Below are 18,179 nucleotides of genomic sequence, written 5' to 3'. Positions count from 1 at the left end.
ACATACCGTGACGGCGACAGAACAGAAGAATCTTCAATTTACGAGCAGCGACGAACACATCAGAGAACTGCTCACGCATATGAATATTATCTCCGACCTGGGGGCCTTCTCCGCCCTGGCCGACTGGGACCAGCAGACGGGTATGCCAGAGGGGGCGGGCGAGGCGCGTGCGCACCAGATGGCAACCATGCAGGGCCTGATTCATGAGCGCTTGACCAATCCTCGCCTGGGTGAGCTGGTATTGCAGCTCGAAGAGGTCGTCAAGCAGCCGGAGTATACCGATGCTGATCGTGGCCTGGTGTATCATGCGCGCCGCTCCTACGACCAGTCAACCAAGCTCCCGCGCGAGATGGTTGAAGAGATGGAGCGTGTGCGCGTGAAGAGCTTTGAGGCCTGGGTCAAGGCGCGCCACAACAACGACTTTGCCAGCTTCTCGCCCTGGCTCCAGCGCACGGTCGAGTTTCAGCGCGAGGTCGCGGACCGCTTTGGCTACCAGGAGTGCCGCTATGATGCTTTGCTTGATCTCTACGAGCCGGGTCTGACTGCTAGCCGCGTCGATGTACTCTTCGCTCCCGTCCGTGAGGTCAGCGCCACCATACTCAAGCGTATTCAGGAGAGTGGCCACAAGGTTGACACCAGTAGTCTCTCCAACACCTTCCCTGTCGAGAAGCAGCAAGAGCTGAATAAGCACCTGTTGGAGAGCATGGGCTATGACTTCAATCGTGGGCAGATGGCGGTTTCCGCGCACCCCTTTACCACCAGCTTTGGCTCGCCTCTAGATGTGCGCCTGACCACGCGCTACGACGAGAAGAATCTGCCCTGGTCGATCATGTCCTCCCTGCATGAGGGCGGTCACGCCGTCTATGAGCAGGGCTGTGCGCCCTCGCTGCTACGCACACCGCTGGCCAGTGGCGCCTCAATGGGCGTGCATGAGTCGCAGTCGCGCCTGTGGGAGAATGGCATTGGTCGCTCTGAGGCCTTCTGGCGTGGTCAGTTCCCCATCGTCCAGCGCGCCTTCCCCGAGCAGTTCCAGAACCTGGATGCCAAAACCTTTGCCCACGCGCTTAACCATGTGGAGCCAAGCCTGATCCGCACCGAGGCCGACGAGGTCACCTATAACCTGCACATCATCATTCGCTTTGAGATCGAGCGCGCCCTGATCAACGGTGATATTGCCGTTGAGTCGCTGCCCAGCATCTGGAGCAGCAAGTACAAAGAGTACCTGAGCGTTGAGCCGCCAACCGATAGCCTGGGCGTGTTGCAGGATGTCCACTGGTCCTCTGGCTTTGGCTACTTCCCGTCCTACACCCTGGGCAACCTGTATGGCGCTCAGATCTACTCCAAGCTGCGTAGCGTCTTCCCCGATTTCGACGCGCGCCTGGAGCAGGGTGATACCCGCTTCGTCCTGAGCTGGTTGCAGGAAAACATGTACGCCTATGGCGCGACCTACAAGCCTGCCGACCTGCTCAAGCGTGTCGTGGGCGAAGAGGCTGACCCCCAGTACTTCGTCCGCTATCTGACCGAGAAGTTCTCCGGCATCTACAACCTGTAAATAGCCTAAATACGCCTATGGGCCTATGCTCTCCTAGGAAGCACAGGCCCATACTTTTTTTTGCTTTATTGTGACTTAGGATTGTGTGGAAGTAGCATAGATTCTGATAGTCACAGTACGAGTTACAAATTGATCAGCGTAATGGAAATGCATATCCAGCCATTGCTCTGTTGCATGTACTCTTTTGACTGACTCATAGCTAGAAAGGCGAGCAATAATCAGAAACAGGTGCGGATGTTTGGTACCATATGCCGCTAGCTTTTTGGTATCTAAGGCATCAGGAGCGTTGTTGAAGTTATATGTTTCCCACGAAAAGAAACCTGGTGAATCAGGAGAAAAGTGGGCATCATTGGCGGGATAAGCGTGAAGATAGTATTCCATTGAAATCTGGCACCCCTGGATATTGTCGTAGCAGACAAGTCCATCACCTGGCTGATAGTGCTCTACCAGCCATGCGGAGGATACGTTCCAGTCTTCGACCTGGGCACTGCGATAATATGTGGGAACAGTACTATACGCGAGAAAGAGCAGCTCTATGATTAGCAACGCCTGCACTCCTCGATTGCGTAATGCTGTTACTCCGCTTGCTACTAATAAGAAGAATGCTGGTAGAACAACCACTAGATAGCGTGAGGAGAAGAGACGAGTTGCTCCCTGGGAAACGATGAAACTGGCTACAATCGGAATAACAAGCCAGCAGAGTAAGAGCCATAACCAGGGGAGAAGGTTTTGTTGCGAGAGTAACGTTTCTGTCGAGTTACTCTTTTGTATGACACTTTCGCGTAACCTGGGCTGATATTGCAAAAGATATGATGTGGTTACGATGAGAATGGCCGCGCAAATACAGGCCAGGCTTCCATAGAAGTAGAATTTTTGGTTGCCACTGAATGTTTGGAATAAATGATAAATGTTGGAGAGATGAGGAACAGGTAACCAGCCAGTTTTTGAGCCGTGGCGGGTGAGAATGATCACTGGGAGCAAAAGCACACCCATGCTGACCGCGCTCAGTAGCATGGCTTTAAATTGGCTTCGTGACTGTTTTTGCCAGGCATTGGGAACGAGGAGGATACCTGCTAGTGCGATTCCCTGGGCTAACAATACGAGAACACTGAAGAGATGGGTATAGACTGCGAGTACACCAGCTATGGTATAAATAGTCCACCAGCGAGCTTGATGCTTCTGTCCGAGGATTGCTTGCCAGAGTGCCAGGAATGAGAGGCAAAGCAGCAGTGATTGAAGCGCATAGCCCCTAGTCTGTTGTGCATAGGTGAGTTGTAAATCGCTCAAAATATAGAGACATGCTGCCAGGCAGCCACCAATAAGCCCAACTGCGCGCCGGCCAAGCATATAGATGATCAATGCACAACACGAGGCACTGAGAGCCGAGGGAAAGCGCACAATAAATTCTGTCGGTTGAAAGCCGAAGAGCGATGTGACTTGTAGCCAAAAATGTAGCAGGAGATAATATAACTCCATATTGGGCTCAGGGCCAGTAATTAGACGCCAGACTAAAGATAATGGTTGACGCGCTAATTCTACAGAGAAAGCCTCATCGAACCAGATACTTGGTGTTCCCAGGTGATAGAAGCAAAAGACAATAGCTAGAATAAATATGCAAATCCCTGCAATCCAATGTCGGTACCTTGTCAGTATAAGAGGCTGTAACCAACTATTACTACCAGCAACTAGTTGTTGCGGTATTGCCGTATCTGCATCAGCATGAGATGGTTGCGACATACCAGGTGTTCTCCTCAGCGTTAAAAGATGTAAATTATGTATTGCTCTGTTTTTATAGACGCTTTTTTATGTATAAATTCATTGAGATATTGTATGCTTCTCACGAAGGTACTATACAAAATATTGCCCAGGGATAAAAAACAAAAGAGGTGGTTCTGCGTACGCAGAACCACCTCTTTTGTTTTTTATCCCTGGGCAATATTACATCATGCCGGGCATGCCGCCCATGCCGGGCATGCCGCCAGCGGGGGCTGCGGGGGTCTCTTCGGGAATCTCGGAGACCAGGGTGTCGGTCGAGAGGACCATTCCGGCGATGCTGACCGCGTTCTGTAGGGCCGAGCGGGTCACCTTTACGGGGTCGATGATACCGGCGTCGAACATGTCAACGTAGCGGTTCGCGTAGGCGTCGAAGCCAACGAAGCCTTCGGCCTTGCGGACCTGGTCGACGATAACGGAGCCATCGAGACCGGCGTTCTGGGCGATCTGGCGCAGAGGCTCTTCGAGCGCGCGGCGCAGGATGGTCACACCAGTAGCCTCGTCACCAGCGGGAGTCTGGACGTTGTCGAGGACCTTGAGGGCCTTGATCAACGCGGAGCCACCACCAGGGATGATGCCCTCTTCGATTGCGGCGCGGGTCGCGGAGAGCGCATCCTCAACACGATGCTTCTTCTCTTTCATCTCGACCTCGGTCGCGGCACCGACTTTGATAACGCCAACGCCACCGGCCAGCTTGGCCAGGCGCTCCTGGAGCTTCTCGCGGTCATAGTCGCTGGTGGTATCCTGGATCTGGGTGCGAATCTGGGCGATGCGGGCCTGGATGGCCTGGTTGGAGCCGGCACCCTCGACGATGGTGGTGAAGTCCTTGGTCGAGGTTACGGAGCGGGCGCTACCCAGGTCATCGAGAGAAGTGCTCTCAAGCTTGAGGCCCTTCTTCTCGGTGATAACAGCGCCACCGGTCAGGATGGCGATATCCTCTAGCATGGCCTCGCGGCGATCGCCGAAGCCAGGAGCCTTGATACCCAGGACGTTGAAGGCACCGCGCATCTTGTTGACAACCAGGGTTGCCAGGGCCTCGCCGTCGATATCCTCAGAGATAATCACCAGGTCCTTGCGGCCACTCTGAAGCACGCGCTCCAGGATGGGCAGGATGTCAGCGATGGCGCTAATCTTCTTGTCGGTGATGAGGATGTAGGGGTCGTTGAGCTCGGCCAGGGTGTGCTCGTTGTTGCTCGTCATGTAGGGGGAGATGAAGCCACGGTCGAACTGCATACCCTCGGTATACTCTTTCTCCATCTCGATGCCGCGGCCCTCTTCGACGGTGATCACGCCGTCTTTGCCGACCTTCTCCATGACCTCGGCGATCAGGTCACCGATTTCAGGATCAGCGGCGGAGATCGAGGCGACCTGGGCGATCTGCTCGCGGGTCTCGACGGGCTTGCTCATCGCTTTGATCTCGTTGATGACCGCCTCGGAACCCTTCTCCAGGCCACGACGCAGGATCATGGGGTTGGCGCCCGCGGCGAGGTTCTTCAGGCCCTCGGTCACGATGGCGTGTGCCAGCACAGTGGCGGTGGTGGTGCCGTCACCAGCGACATCGTTGGTCTTGGTCGCCGCCTCTTTGAGCAGCTGAGCGCCCATGTTCTCAAACTGGTCGGGCAGATCAATCTCGCGGGCGATGGTGACGCCATCGTTGGTAATGGTGGGGGCGCCAAATTTCTTGTCCAGCACAACGTTGCGGCCCTTAGGACCAATCGTCACTTTGACGGCGTCAGCCAGCACATCCATGCCCCGCTTCAGAGAATAGCGTGCTTTCTCATCAAACTGTACACGTTTAGCCACGATACATCTCTCCTATTTATGGTACATTGGTTGTATTTCTTGGAGAAGTTGTTTGCCTTCTCTTCAATGATGTGTGTCTTGGTCTACTCGATAATACCCATGATGTCGCTCTCGCGGAGGATCAGATACTCCTCACCCTCGAGCTTAATCTCAGTACCAGCATATTTCGCAAATAGGACGGTCTGACCAACCTGAACCTCGAGAGTGGTGCGTTTGCCGTTGTCTAGCACTTTGCCAGAACCAACTGCTAGCACTTCGCCTTCCTGAGGCTTCTCTTTGGCTGTATCCGGCAGGACAATACCGCTCTTCGTGACGGCTTCACGAGCCAGGGGTTTAACTACCACGCGATCACCAAGTGGTCGAAGCTTGACACTCACAGTTGGCATACTCTTTTCTCCCTGATTACTGCTTTGCTTTATTCCAGATGACTGGATCTGATCTTTGCATGATCTTCGGCAAGATCTTTTAATTTAGCACTCTTCGCATGAGAGTGCGAACCGCATACATAATACACCATCAATGGCGAATGTGCAAGGGTTTCGCACCCAAAATTTGCCTATGGCGTGCAGCTAAGGGACACGAAAAGCTATAACGCGCTAGTGAGAGACTCTACGTTATATTGATGAGTACGTTACTGCCTTCGCCCCTTCTCTTCTTATGATAACCTTCTCTTCCATTCCTTCTCTTTAGATGCTATACTGCAAAATAGAGCCATTATGGAAGTTATTCAACATGTCTTTTTATACAGTGTCCTTCGCGCCTGCGGCGCTCAGGGGTAAGGTGTGTCTGGTGGTGGGCTGGCTTCGCCAGCCCACCACCAGACACACCTTACCCGATGCGAGCTAGCGAGCTGCTCCTGGTAGGTACCTGTTGAGAATTGGTAGGCGTGGTAGACAATGAGAGCTACCTGGGAGGAGAGGACGTGGAAAACTGGGCTGAAAAGCGTTTATCTTCTTGCGACTTATCGCTTCTGTCTTCGTAGTACTCTACAGAGTCCGTTTTTTCTATTGCCCTCGAAAAATAACTCATGAAAGAACAGCGTGGAAATCTGAGAAATTTGTCTGGTGCGACAGATGGTCAAGCGAACCCGCAGAAATTTGGCAACTATGACCTGGTGCATCGTATCGACGTGGGTGGTATGGGCGAGGTCTACCTGGCGCGCCAGCGTAGTGCTTTTGGCCGTGAAGTCGCGGTCAAGATTATTCGCTCGGACCTGGCCTATGACAGTGTAGCGCGTAAGCGCTTTCTACGCGAGGCCGAGGTTAGCGCGCATCTGAAGCATGAACATATTCTCCCCTTGTTCGAGTTTGGCGAGGAGCAGGGACGCCTCTTCCTCGTAACCCCCTATATCAAGGGCGGCACGCTAGCGCAGCGTTTGCAGCAGGGGCCGCTCTCATATGGCGAAATCTATCAGCTCTTTAAAGCCCTGGTGCAGGCTATTGCCTATATTCATAAGCGAGGTGTCATTCACCGCGACTTGAAGCCCAGTAACATTCTGCTGGATCGCGAGGATGATGGGAACCAGGTCTATGTGCGCCTGATCGACTTTGGGATTGCCTCGCTTCAGGGGTCGCTTGCCAGCCCTCCTCTGACCACGGCTGATCATGAGGTTGGGACTGTGGCTTATATGGCGCCTGAACGGGCTGATGGCGTCGCAGCTCCCAGCAATGATATCTATTCGCTGGGCATTATTCTCTATCAAATGATTACGGGGCACCTGCCGCATATCAGCACCGGTACGATGCTGCCGCCTCCACTTGAGGAGGTTGTTGCGCGCTCTGTCGCCCCCGATCCTGCGCGCCGCTATGCCAGCGCCGACGAACTACTTCAGGCATTTGAGCAAGCCTATCGGTCTCTGCGTGTGTCGCCCGAGACGCGGCCCTCTGGCCTGAGCGATAAATTTCCCGTCGTCTCGCCAACGCCAAAATCTGCTGGGCCATCCAATGTACCGCCAACGCCCACACGTCAGGGACGTGATCTGGCTAGTAAGACAGCGTCTGGCATGCCCTCGGGAGCTTATCCCGCGATTCCTGCCTCTCCACGTAGCTATCAAGCTACCTCAGCCGAGGGCATGCAGGTGCGGGAGAAGAGCTCACCCGATCTCGGGCAAGGACTGCCTGGAAAAAAGAGTCCTATCCCGCCTCGCAAGGAGCAGGCGGTCTTGCAGCGCGAAGAGTTTATCCTGCCTGGCAGTACGAAGTCCTTTGGCGGTGGCGACTATGATGCGCCAACCTCATTTGTGGATCCTGCGCAACTGCGGCAATCCTCACCACAGATGAGTCGTCCTCCGGCACCCAGGCCACAAAAGAACAGGCGTCCTTTAGCCCTTCTTATTCCCATTGGTATCGTAGCAATTGTTGTACTGATTATTGGGATGTCGCTCTTTGTCTTTCAGAATGCCATTACGGCCAAAGTGACATTTAGCCCACAGGTACAGACGATCAGCAAGGTGTATACTATTCGGGCCGTCGATGGAACCTCTCATGTGGATACTAACGCGGGCACCATTCCTATTAATGAGGCTCGTAAGACCGAGACGGGTACACGCTCTGGTCCAGCTACGGGTCGCCCCTTCTTCTGCCTCTTTAATTGCCCGACCGTGGTTGCCAGCAACGATATTATTAACCTGGGTATTGAAACCAAACAAGGTCTGATTAAACAGTTGACCCAGGATTTGAATAACGAGGTCAAAGGCAAAAACGCCAGTCCGCTGGGGCAGCCTTCCTTTAACGATAAGCAGAGTTCATACCAGCCCGAAGTTGGCCAGAAGAGTTCTACCGTCTCCGTGACGCTGACGGAGGAGGGGATACTGAGCTACTACAGCAACAGCGATGCGCAGGCGGTGGCGCGCCAGAAACTGTTGCAGGATGCGGGGGCGAACTTTGAGGTGATGAATTCTACGGTACGCGTAGGCCAACCCGTGCTTAAAGGAACTGATGCGCAGGGGGCAACGCTGCTGGTACCGATTGCCAGCGTGATACGCTATCAGATCACGCCTCAGAAGCTCCAGGCTATGCAGAATCATCTCAAGAGCATGAAGAAAAGCGATGCCCGGGCGTATATCGCAAAGCAGGAGGGGATTGATCCCAATAGCGTTTCGGTCAATCTCTCGTATGGCGATACTCTTCCCGGCAATGCGCAGCAGATCACAGTGTCAAGCCAGAATCCCGCGACCCTGCCCTCCGTCCAGCTACCAGCAGTACCCACGCCGCAGAATACGCCTACGACGGATAATTCCGACAATAACGATGATAATAACAGTATGGGAAGCCCGGCTTTCCCGCCATATGATCCTCGCTATATGGGGCAATGATCACCAGTGGAGGAAGAATAAAACCAGGGGCTGACGCTGGGGAGACGACGCTGCTAAAGCACGCGTCTACATATAAAGGCGCGAGATGCCCCGTACCTTCATATGTAGACGCGTGCTTTAGCAGCGTCGGGCTACCAGGGCTGAATGCTCCTGCGTCTCCGCTCTATTCTTCCTCTCCCACCGTCTCCTGTCGCTGTTCCTCCCAGATACGCTTGACGATGCGCTTGGTGATTTCGAAGCTGAAGCCACGACGTTGCAGAAAGCTTCCCAGGCGACGATAGAATGTGGCGTAGTCGATACTGGGCTGGCGTAGCAGGCTGCGCGCCTTCTTCTCCGCGGCGCGTTGTGCGCGCCCCTCGTCGTTCTCCTCATCTACAAGCTCGTCAATGACTTCGCGCTGTATGCCTTTCTGGCGCAGCTCATTCTTAAGGGCCTGAGCACCTTTGGGACTGAACTGCTCTCTATTCTCCAGCCAGAACGAGGCAAAGCTGCGGTCATTGACCAGGTCCATGCGGTCCAGGCGTTCTAGTACCACCTGGATATGTTCGGGAGTGGTACCTTTGCGGCGAAGATAGTTACGAACCTCCTGGCGGCTACGGGGACGAAATGAGAGGTAGTTCAAGGCGCGGTCGACCGACTGCTGTAGGGCCTCCTCTTGCTGGATCTGCTCAACCTGGGCGGGAGTGATCTCCTGTCCCACATGTAAACTCATCTGTAAGACCAGCATAGCATTGGCGCCGAGCAGGAAGTGCTCGTCGACAAAAATATTTATACGGTCAGGATTATTGACCTGTGTTTGCAGTGATGTAATTCGCATAGGGGTATTATAGTTTTTTTACGGTGTGGCTCCAAGTGGAGGCACATATAAGCCTTTTTCCACGGACAAAAGTACGCTTCCTTCCTATTCTTAAACATACTTATAAAAGTGGAAGAGGGTCTAATCTTAGAGTGGATCTGTGAAATGAGGAGGGCTTGGAGGGAGCCTTACAAACGTTTGGTAGGTTGGATGTAAGTAGTAATTCATCCAACCTCCTGGCTGAATGAAATGACTACTTGAAGCTTGCGCTCCTAGAAGAGGGCGGCTTCAGGCTCGGGCAACATCTCGTACAGAGGAACGTCTTTTTTCTCGGTCAAACGGTTATTCTCGTCGACGAATACAAGATGTGGAGTCAGGGTACGAATCTCTTCTTCCGTGAAATCAGCATAGCTAATAATGATGACCAGATCGCCTTCAGCGGTCATACGAGCGGCTGCGCCGTTCAAGCAGATGACACCGGAACCACGCGCGCCAGCGATGGTGTAGGTCTCGAGGCGGGCACCATTATTGATGTTGACAATCTGTACCTTCTCGTAAGGGTAGATGCCTGCCGCATCCAACAGATCCTGGTCAATCGTGATGCTACCGACATAATTGAGATTGGCCTGGGTAACGGTGGCGCGATGAATTTTCCCTTTACACATGGTACGCAGCATAATAGTGGTTGTTCCTTTCCGCGTTACAAAATGATGTGCTTATGTAGAACTAACGATACGCATTAACAATGGCTGAGTATTGAATACTCTACCCTTATTATAACTATTCATAAGAATGAACGATTGGTACCCTTATTATAGCCATACTTTTGCCACTTGTCCTATATTTAGGCATAGGGGCTATTACTAATTGGTTGTTTGCTCGCGTGGCGAGGGGATTGCCTGCTGCCTGCTAACTATGGCTGGGCTGAGGCTCGGATTCGACGAGAGGGCGCTCCAGGAGCGAGAGGAGAGCCATCGCATAGGCCTCGGCTACGTTTTGGGCATCATGGATGGTGTCGCCAAGCATCAAGCGATAATGGCATTTCCAGCGGCGTGCGGGCCAGGCCGCCAGGCGAATAAGCGTATAGGTTGGCGCGTGTTTCTCTAGCTCTTCGCGCAAGGAAACTTCGTCGAAGGCGTTGAGGCCTTGCTGTTGTAAACGTGCCTGAGTCTCTATAGAAAGCATAAGATATTCCACCTGTGTTGTCTGTGATGTAGATAACTCTGCAACAAACTGCTATTTCTATTATATTTACTCCCCAACATCGCCATCGGCTTCACGCTGTCTCGGAGTATTGCTGAGTATATTATAAAGAACAATTTTTTATTTGAAAAGGTCGTCAAGGATCTGTTGGTCTACAGGGAAGGCCAGTTCGGGGAGGGCATCCGGTTGGAAGAAGCCTAGTTCACTGACCTCTTCTGCCTGGGCCGAGAGGGTATGAAGTGTGTTGTCGAGGATGGTGCCCTGGTAGGCGATGATGACATGGGGACTGCTGGTCTCGCTATAGACGCCAATCAGGCCGCCCAACTCGATATCCAGGTTAGTCTCTTCCTTAACTTCACGTAGTGCGGCCTCTTCAACGGTCTCTCCCCGGTCCACGTACCCGCCGGAGAAGCCCCATTTGCCCTTGCCTGGATTAATATTGCGCCTGCCAAGCAGAAATTTTCCCTCGTGGCGGATTACGACTATCGCTACCACTTTGGGATTGAGGAAGAAGATATAGCCGCAGTTCTCGCAGGCGAGGCGCTCTGCGTTGAAAAGTTGTTTTTTGACCAGCGGTGTAGCACATACCGGGCAATATTTGATGTGCAGATCGGACATTCGTATACTCTCCTGACTAGCATCATAAACGACGATCCCGGCAGCGGCTCATAGGCACAGGCGACAGGTTTGCAGATTTGACAGACGTATTCATGCCAGCTGCACGCTTATGCCCGTTTCCAGCGGAAAATGTCTCTCAAGTAGAGAAGCAGAAAACGCCCTGAGCCTCTAATTTCTGACTATTGTACCATGCTAGAGGTGTCAAGTAACTGTAAGTTGCTTTTGATTCTAAGTTATGTCAGGGCTTACTGCGGCGTGCTCCGCCTGGGCGCTCACTGAAATGGGCGAGCGTGGTATAATACCAGCGTTATTACCACTATGCTCGATGAGGAGATGGATATGACTATGACTCAAGAGACCCGCATCGAACGCGACTCCATGGGCGAGATGCAGGTTCCTATAGATGCTTATTATGGTGCGAGCACACAGCGTGCAGTGCTAAACTTCCCCATTAGCTCGCTGCGCTTCCCCCGGGCCTTCATTCGTGCGCTTGGCCAGATTAAGCAGGCAGCCGCGCAGACCAATGAGGAGTTGGGGGCTGTTGATGGCTCTATCGCCGAAGCCATCGTTAAGGCGGCGCAAGAGGTCATTGATGGCAAGCTGGACGCGCATTTTGTGCTGGATATTTTTCAGACCGGCTCTGGCACCTCGACGAATATGAATGCCAATGAGGTGATCGCCAACCGCGCCAGCGAGCTGCTGGGCGGTTCGCGTGGCTCGCGCAAGGTGCATCCCAATGATCATGTCAATTTTGGTCAGTCCTCTAATGATGTCATTCCCTCCGCGATGCATCTCTCTGCACTGGTCAGCATAGAGAAAGACCTGGTTCCTGCACTTGAGGAGCTTCAGCAGGCCTTGCAGGAGAAGGCGGACGAGTTTATGTCCGTGATCAAGACCGGGCGCACCCACCTGCAAGACGCGACCCCCATTCGCCTGGGTCAGGAGTTTCTGGGCTATGTAGGTCAGATTGAACGCGGCATCGCTCGTGTGCGCCGTGCGCAGGGCGAACTGGCTGAGCTTGCCCTGGGTGGAACGGCGGTTGGAACAGGCGTGAATACGCATCCCGAGTTCTCGGCCCGTGTCTGCCAACGCCTCTCCCAGGCCAATGGCATCGAGGTACGCGAGACGAGCAATCACTTCCAGGCGCAGAGCACGCTGGATAATGTCGTAGAGGCGAGCGGCGCGCTCAATACTCTGGCAGTCAGCCTGATGAAGATCGCGAACGACATTCGCTGGCTTGGTTCTGGTCCCCGTGCGGGCATTGGTGAGATTGAACTGCCCGCCGTACAGCCTGGCAGCTCGATTATGCCCGGCAAAGTAAATCCGGTCATCGCTGAGTCGGTCTGTATGGTCTGCGCCCAGGTGATGGGCAACCATACGACGATTACGGTCGCGGGCCAGGCGGGCAATTTCGAGATCAATGTCATGATGCCGGTCACAGCCTACAACCTCTTGCAGTCGATTGAACTGCTGGCGGCCTCGGCGCGCAATTTCACACGTCAGTGCATCAAGGGCCTGAAGGCGACGACGAAGGGACCTGAGATGGTCGAGCGTGGCCTGGCGATCTGTACCTCGCTAGCGCCAGTGATTGGCTATGATGCCGCAGCCGCGATCTCGAAAGAGGCGCACAAAACAGGCAAGACCATTCGCGAGGTGACGCGGGAGAAGACCGACCTTTCCGAGGAGGACCTGGATCGCATCCTGGACCCCTCAAGTATGACCAGACCCGGCCTGGACGGAGGGCCCGCTGCAGGCTAAACAGACAGGACCGGAACTGTGTGTTCCGGTCTTTCTTTTTTTCGTTGGGAAATAGACTGTGTCAAGGAGGGCTTTATGGCTTCGATGTCTCAACCTTCAAAGGACGATATAAAGCGCCAGTTCGGGCGTATGTCTCATGCCTATGTCGAGAGCGCGACCCACGCTAAGGGACATGACTTACAGCTCCTGCTAGACCTGCTTGCGCCCCAGACAGGCATGCGCGTGCTGGATGTCGCGACGGGTGGCGGTCACACGGCGCTGGCGGTAGCGCCATATGTGCAGGAAGTCGTGGCCTCCGACCTCACACCCGAGATGCTGGAGCGCGTCCAGGAGCTATGCCAGGCGCGTGGCGTGACGAATATCTCTACCCAGGTGGCCGACGTCGAAGATCTTCCCTTCTCAGACGCGGCGTTCGACGCTGTGACCTGCCGTATCGCGCCTCACCACTTCCTGGATATCGAGTGCGCGGTACGTGAGATCGCGCGCGTCTTGCGCCCGGGTGGCATCTTTGCGCTTGAAGATAGCCTGGTCCCAGAAGCGCAGGAGTTGGACCAGTTTATTAATACCGTCGAGAAGATGCGCGATCCAACGCATGTGCGCTCCTATAGCGAGAAGGCGTGGCGGCGCTTCCTGGAGCAGGCAGGCTTCAGGGTCGGCGAAACTCAGATTTTCCGCAAGACGCATACCATTGCCGACTGGCTGCGGCGCGCTGGTGCGGATGACGCCACCAGGCAGGGTGTGTACCAGGCCTTCGTCGAGGCCTTGTCAGCCGCCAGGGAGCACTATGAGATCAGCTTCCAGGATGATGGCACTCCGGTGACGTTTACCGACGACAAACTGCTCTTGCGCGCCGAGAAGGCGTAAATAACTCTGCTGGAAAATTTTGTTCGTACAAGTTTTTTGGCCTGAAGAGCTGCCCACTGCGCGAAGGAGCACTCCAAATTCGGTAGGGACCAGCTTTAGCGCGTCCCTACCGAGGGTTAACGTCTTTCACAGAGATTTGTTCGAGCAACCTGATACAATTTCCTCGCAAAGTCGTATGCCGGTTAGCGAAGCTGGCGCCCCATAATGCTCATGGGCTTGTCGCCGCCGGGAAAGTAGAAGTGGGGCAGGAGGGGCCGCCAGCCACGTTTGCGATAGAGCTGCATACCATTGGTCTCGCCGTCATAGGTTGAAAGCAGAGCTGTGCGGTGAGGCGTGTTTTGGAGTAAGATATCGTGGAGCCAGCCTCCAAGGCCACAGCCCTGCGCGCCTGGCTGCACCGCTAGCTCCACCAGTTCCAGAGTATCCTGGAACCATTCGCACGCCATGGCGTGAGGCATAGCCTCGCGGATCGTATCATGCCACCACTGGCCTGGGCGGCTGGTATAGCCATAGATAAAGCCTGCAATTCGCTGGGCCTCTTCGTCGTAGGCCGCGTGGAAGCGAAAGCCGGAACGCAGGCTATGGCGCGGTAGGACCAGCCCAAAGCTCTGCACTCCCTCTTCCTGTGTATTGTAGGGTGGGGCCTCAAAGGCCTGGCGATAGACATCAAGAATCTGTTCTGTCCAATATTTGATCTCCTGGGGACCCAGGGTCAGCAAGCGTATGCGCACAGTAACCTCTCTTCTGCCACATGCACTTCTAAAGCCAGATACGCCATCTCTCTGCGTTTTCTACGCCAGATGAATCGGAGAGGTGAGCGTGGTTGGGCCAGGTGATGGCTTCTGAATCCAGTCCTTTATAGGCGATGGCAATGGCGCCAGACCACGTCTCGTCCGGTCCCAGCGCATCCATCTCTTCCCGCGAGAAGAAGCGAGCATCATCGACCTCCGCCAGATTGGGCAGCAGTTCTCTGAGAGGCGAGATAAGATGGGCCTTGTACATAAAGAAGTAGTTGTGTTCGCCATCATCCATCACCCACAGGCGTACTCCAAGCAGGCCCTCAATCTCAACGCGCAGGTTAGTCTCCTCGAAGGTCTCGCGCGCAGCTGCCTGGTCCGGCAACTCGCCTGTCTTTACACGCCCCGAAGGCAGCAGGTAACGCCCTTTGGTGACGCCGTAGCGATTGCGTACTAGCAAGACCTTGCTATCGTGAACCACGATGGCGCCCGCGCCCAGGCTCAGGGGGCGCTTGGGTCGCATCCCCGCCTTGTCGGCTGTCTCTTCTGGCTCCGTCATGGCGTACTGCTCCTACTTTCTAAGCTTTAGGGGTGTAATCACTAAGTCCTGGAAACGTTAGATGCTGTGGGGTCCATGCAAGCATGGACTCTGCTCACCCGAGAAAGTCCATGCTTGCATGGACCCTACACCTACTTAGTGAGATGATCATTTAGCTCTTTTTTTGGCTCCTGTGAGGATATTATAGCATTTCACTGGTTCCCACAACTGCAAGAGTGGAAGCGAAGAGGCGTCATGTGCTCTCCGCTTCCTTGACAGTTCTGATAGCTAGCGTAGATGGCGTATAGGCGAGAAGAAGAGCCAGCCAAACGCCAGGCTGATGCCAATGGCACCAAATAGCAGCGTGGCTCTCTCTCCAATTAGCGTACCTAACAGGCCACCTACCAACGAACCAAGTGGCGCTGAACCACCAGCCAGAAAGCGGATTGTTGCATTGACGCGACCTTGCAAAGCCGCAGGCGTGATTGCCTGACGCAAGCTGATCTGATTGACATTATAAACAGTTGTAGAGATTCCCATGAGGAATTGCCCGGTTACGAGTAATGGCAATGCTACTAGCAAGGAACCATGCGCAATGAAAGTCAGTAGCGCGCCCGCGCTTGCGAGTAGCGCCGTAGCAAGGAGAGTTGGTCCCAGGCCACACCAGCGGGCGAGCCGCTCAGCAATTATTGCTCCGAGGAGACCACCCAGCCCGCCAACGCCAAGCACGATACCTAACAGCGTGGATGAAAAATGCAGTTCATTGACCGCATAGAGCGTATAGACAGTGAAGATGATGGACCAGCAGAAATTGAGCGTACTAGAATAAGCCGCAATAGTGCGTAGCAGAGGGTGCTTGAGGATAGCTTGCAAGCCTTCGGCGATCTGTTTCCAGATGGAAGGTTGCGCCTTGCTTGCTCTGGAGGCTGGGGCGGGTACTCTGATCCATTTCAGGCAGATAGCGGAAACCAGGAATGATGCCGCATCAACAAACAGGGCAAGCGGCGCTGAAAGTACCTGGATAATCATGCCCGCTACTGATGGCCCGGCGATCCCGGCAACCGCCCGGCTTGCCTCCAGCTTGCTATTCCCTTCTAACAGGCTTTCCCCCTCTACCAGTTCAGGCAGATAGGATTGATATGCTATGCCAAAGACGACAGAGAAGCAACCAGCCAGAAACGCGACCGTGTAGAGGTACTCAATGCGCAGAAAACCTAGCAGGAAAGCGACTGGAACCGATCCAATAAGGACTGCCTGCCCTATGTCGGAGACAAGTAGCAGAAATCGGCGTGGTAAACGATCTACCCAGACGCCCACGAACAGGCTTAAAAGCAGTAACGGAGCATACTCCGCAGCACCCAGTAATCCGATTTGTGCGGCATTGGCATGTAAGATGAGTACGGCAGTAAGTTGAAGTGCGAGTATCGAAACCTGGCTACCAAAGAGAGAGACGCTCTCGCCAAACCAGAGCTTCAGGAAGTCACGGTGATGCCAGAGACCTGAGAAACGCGTAAACATACAGCAAGTCCATTCTATGGAGAAACCACACGAATATAGAAGGTTAGCGTGTGATGCACTTGTAGAAGTTAGAATATGTGGATAAGAATGAAGTGCTGTCTAGATCAATCTGGCCTGGTCGTGACTGGAGTGGTAATGTGTGAGGGGAAAGGACATGAGATGGAAGTTTGAGCGATAAACATCAATACATTGATGTTGTTCACGGAGTATAAGCGCATGCGCTCTCCCTTTCCTCTCTAGCTTTCCTACACATTGTTGTCGCCAACTATACTGACAGGCAAGGAAAATGTCAAGATTACCTCTGGATAGGGATAGGGGATGGTGGCGTGGGTTGTTGCAACCCACGCCACCATCCCCTATCCCTGTTCTTAAGGCACGAGGCGGTGCATGTCGCGGGGGAAGGTCGTCGTCAGGCGTACGTTGGGTGCGCCGAGCAATTGCATGAGCAGGCGTTCGGAGCCAATGGCGAACCCTCCATGTGGTGGCATGCCATAGCGGAAGGCCTCCAGGTAGTGCTCAAATGGCTCCATGGACATGTTGCGGCTCTGGAGCGCCTCCAGGTAGTCCGCGTAGCGATGCAGGCGCTGGCCACCGGTCACAAGTTCCAGGCCACGGAAGAGCAGGTCGAATGAGTTAGTGTATTCGGGTCGCTCCGGGTCTGTATGGGTATAGAAGGGGCGCTTCTTCGTGGGATAGCCCGCCACATACAGGAAGTCGCTACCAAACTCCTTCATCGCCCACTCTCCCAGCCAGCGCTCGTCCTGGGGCGAGAGGTCTGGCTCGCCCCGTACGTCGACCTTGTGCAGTTTCAGGATAAGCTCCTGGGCGTCTTGAAAGTGGATATGTGGGATCTCGGCAGGCACAACAGGCAGGTTGGCCTTGAGCAGTTCCAGTTCGGGTGCGCAGTGCTCCTGAAAGGCGCCAATAATGTCCGCCAGGATGTCGCGTAGGAGCGCCATAATCGTAAAGTGGTTCTCGATAAAGCCCATCTCTACGTCCAGGCTGACATATTCGTTCAGGTGGCGCGTTGAGTCATGCTCCTCGGCACGGAAGACGGGACCAACCTCAAAGACACGCTCGAAGACGCCAACCATGATCTGCTTGTAGAGCTGTGGACTCTGGGCCAGGTACGCGGGCCGCCCAAAGTAATCGAGTTTGAAGACGTTGGCGCCACCCTCCGTGGTCGTGCCAAGGATCTTGGGCGTATGGATCTCGGTAAAGCCACGGGTGAGCACGCTCTCGCGAAAGGCCTGTGACAGAACGGACGAAAGGCGCAGCACCGCTCGCCGGGTAGGATGCCGATGTGTGATCACGGCGTGATCGAGCAGCGTGCTGAGCTGAGCGTTGATCTTGCGTTTGTTGATGGGGAAGGGAGGCGTCTCGCGAATCGGCTCAATAAGCTCAATCGCCAGGTTGTGGAGCTCAATGCCGCCAGGAGCCTGGGGAACGCTCTCGACCAGCCCTTCAATCGCGACCAGGCTCTCGACTCCCGCCTCTGCCTCGATCAGGGGAGCGATCTCCGCCTCGCTCTCGGCCACCGCCTGAATCTGGCCCCAGCCGTCGCGAATAACGAGGAAGTGAATGCTGCCAAGTTGGCGCCAGGACTGCAACCAGCCCTGCACGCGTACGCGCTCACCGACATGTTTGTGGATTTCCGTAGTTAATGTTCTTGTCTTCTGCATGGTGTATGCTCCTTCTCAATGAGA

15 protein-coding genes are annotated in these 18,179 nt (G+C 54.4%); 4 read left to right on the top strand and 11 right to left on the bottom strand.

The genetic code is table 11. From position 1 onward, the window contains the following. Positions 1–7: 7 nt before the first annotated feature. Positions 8–1,552: a carboxypeptidase M32 gene (locus tag KRAC_RS27600; RefSeq protein WP_007912950.1), complete on the top strand. Its 1,545-nt coding sequence runs from the start codon at positions 8–10 to the stop codon at positions 1,550–1,552. Positions 1,553–1,627: 75 nt separating this feature from the next. On the opposite strand, the gene KRAC_RS27595 is transcribed toward KRAC_RS27600, so the two are convergent. The 3 genes from KRAC_RS27595 to groES form a co-directional block, all read right to left on the bottom strand. Further along, on the bottom strand, positions 1,628–3,289 hold the full coding sequence (locus tag KRAC_RS27595; protein ID WP_007912949.1) for a glycosyltransferase family 39 protein: 1,662 nt from the start codon (positions 3,287–3,289) through the stop codon (positions 1,628–1,630). A gap of 201 nt (positions 3,290–3,490) precedes the next feature. Next, positions 3,491–5,128, bottom strand: a complete 1,638-nt coding sequence (groL, locus tag KRAC_RS27590) for a chaperonin GroEL (protein ID WP_007912947.1) — start codon at positions 5,126–5,128, stop codon at positions 3,491–3,493. An 83-nt stretch (positions 5,129–5,211) separates the two neighbouring features. Continuing rightward, entirely contained in the window at positions 5,212–5,514 is a 303-nt protein-coding gene (groES, locus tag KRAC_RS27585; protein WP_007912946.1) for a co-chaperone GroES, read from the bottom strand. 641 nt (positions 5,515–6,155) lie between these two features. Here groES and KRAC_RS27580 point away from each other — a divergent pair. Then, positions 6,156–8,441 carry a serine/threonine protein kinase gene (locus KRAC_RS27580; RefSeq protein ID WP_007912943.1) on the top strand — a complete coding sequence of 762 codons (2,286 nt, stop codon included), beginning with the start codon at positions 6,156–6,158 and terminating at the stop codon, positions 8,439–8,441. A gap of 163 nt (positions 8,442–8,604) precedes the next feature. On the opposite strand, the gene KRAC_RS27575 is transcribed toward KRAC_RS27580, so the two are convergent. The 4 genes from KRAC_RS27575 to KRAC_RS27560 all read right to left on the bottom strand — a co-directional run bounded on the left by KRAC_RS27575 (position 8,605) and on the right by KRAC_RS27560 (position 11,058). After that, a complete protein-coding gene (locus KRAC_RS27575) occupies positions 8,605–9,258 on the bottom strand; it encodes a RecX family transcriptional regulator (RefSeq protein ID WP_007912941.1) in 654 nt (217 codons plus the stop codon). Positions 9,259–9,509: 251 nt separating this feature from the next. Beyond that, on the bottom strand, positions 9,510–9,914 hold the full coding sequence (gene panD, locus KRAC_RS27570) for an aspartate 1-decarboxylase (RefSeq protein WP_007912939.1): 405 nt from the start codon (positions 9,912–9,914) through the stop codon (positions 9,510–9,512). Positions 9,915–10,146: 232 nt separating this feature from the next. Next, complete coding sequence (locus tag KRAC_RS27565; RefSeq protein ID WP_007912936.1) at positions 10,147–10,422, bottom strand: hypothetical protein; 276 nt, start codon at positions 10,420–10,422, stop codon at positions 10,147–10,149. A 138-nt stretch (positions 10,423–10,560) separates the two neighbouring features. After that, a complete protein-coding gene (locus tag KRAC_RS27560) occupies positions 10,561–11,058 on the bottom strand; it encodes an NUDIX hydrolase (protein ID WP_007912934.1) in 498 nt (165 codons plus the stop codon). Between the two features lie 345 nt (positions 11,059–11,403). Between KRAC_RS27560 and KRAC_RS27555 the strand changes: the two genes are divergently transcribed. Both KRAC_RS27555 and KRAC_RS27550 read left to right on the top strand, forming a co-directional pair. Then, on the top strand, positions 11,404–12,816 hold the full coding sequence (locus tag KRAC_RS27555; protein WP_040445101.1) for a class II fumarate hydratase: 1,413 nt from the start codon (positions 11,404–11,406) through the stop codon (positions 12,814–12,816). An 84-nt stretch (positions 12,817–12,900) separates the two neighbouring features. After that, the gene (locus KRAC_RS27550) at positions 12,901–13,680 is read left to right on the top strand and encodes a class I SAM-dependent methyltransferase (RefSeq protein WP_040445099.1); all 780 of its coding nucleotides are present in this window, start codon (positions 12,901–12,903) and stop codon (positions 13,678–13,680) included. A 182-nt stretch (positions 13,681–13,862) separates the two neighbouring features. Here the strand turns inward: KRAC_RS27550 and KRAC_RS27545 are convergent, their stop codons facing one another. The 4 genes from KRAC_RS27545 to aspS all read right to left on the bottom strand — a co-directional run bounded on the left by KRAC_RS27545 (position 13,863) and on the right by aspS (position 18,155). Next, a complete protein-coding gene (locus tag KRAC_RS27545; RefSeq protein WP_007912928.1) occupies positions 13,863–14,411 on the bottom strand; it encodes a GNAT family N-acetyltransferase in 549 nt (182 codons plus the stop codon). A 28-nt stretch (positions 14,412–14,439) separates the two neighbouring features. Next, complete coding sequence (locus KRAC_RS62625; protein ID WP_007912927.1) at positions 14,440–14,976, bottom strand: NUDIX domain-containing protein; 537 nt, start codon at positions 14,974–14,976, stop codon at positions 14,440–14,442. A gap of 267 nt (positions 14,977–15,243) precedes the next feature. After that, positions 15,244–16,473, bottom strand: coding sequence for an MFS transporter (locus KRAC_RS27535; RefSeq protein WP_007912926.1), 1,230 nt, complete (start codon positions 16,471–16,473; stop codon positions 15,244–15,246). A gap of 368 nt (positions 16,474–16,841) precedes the next feature. Then, positions 16,842–18,155 (bottom strand): aspartate--tRNA(Asn) ligase, encoded by a 1,314-nt coding sequence (aspS, locus tag KRAC_RS27530; RefSeq protein ID WP_007912924.1) that lies wholly within the window; start codon positions 18,153–18,155, stop codon positions 16,842–16,844. Between the last annotated feature and the right edge of the window lie 24 nt (positions 18,156–18,179).

Source organism: Ktedonobacter racemifer DSM 44963 (assembly GCF_000178855.1).
GTDB lineage: Bacteria > Chloroflexota > Ktedonobacteria > Ktedonobacterales > Ktedonobacteraceae > Ktedonobacter > Ktedonobacter racemifer.
This window is presented reverse-complemented; position numbering and strand designations above follow the sequence as displayed.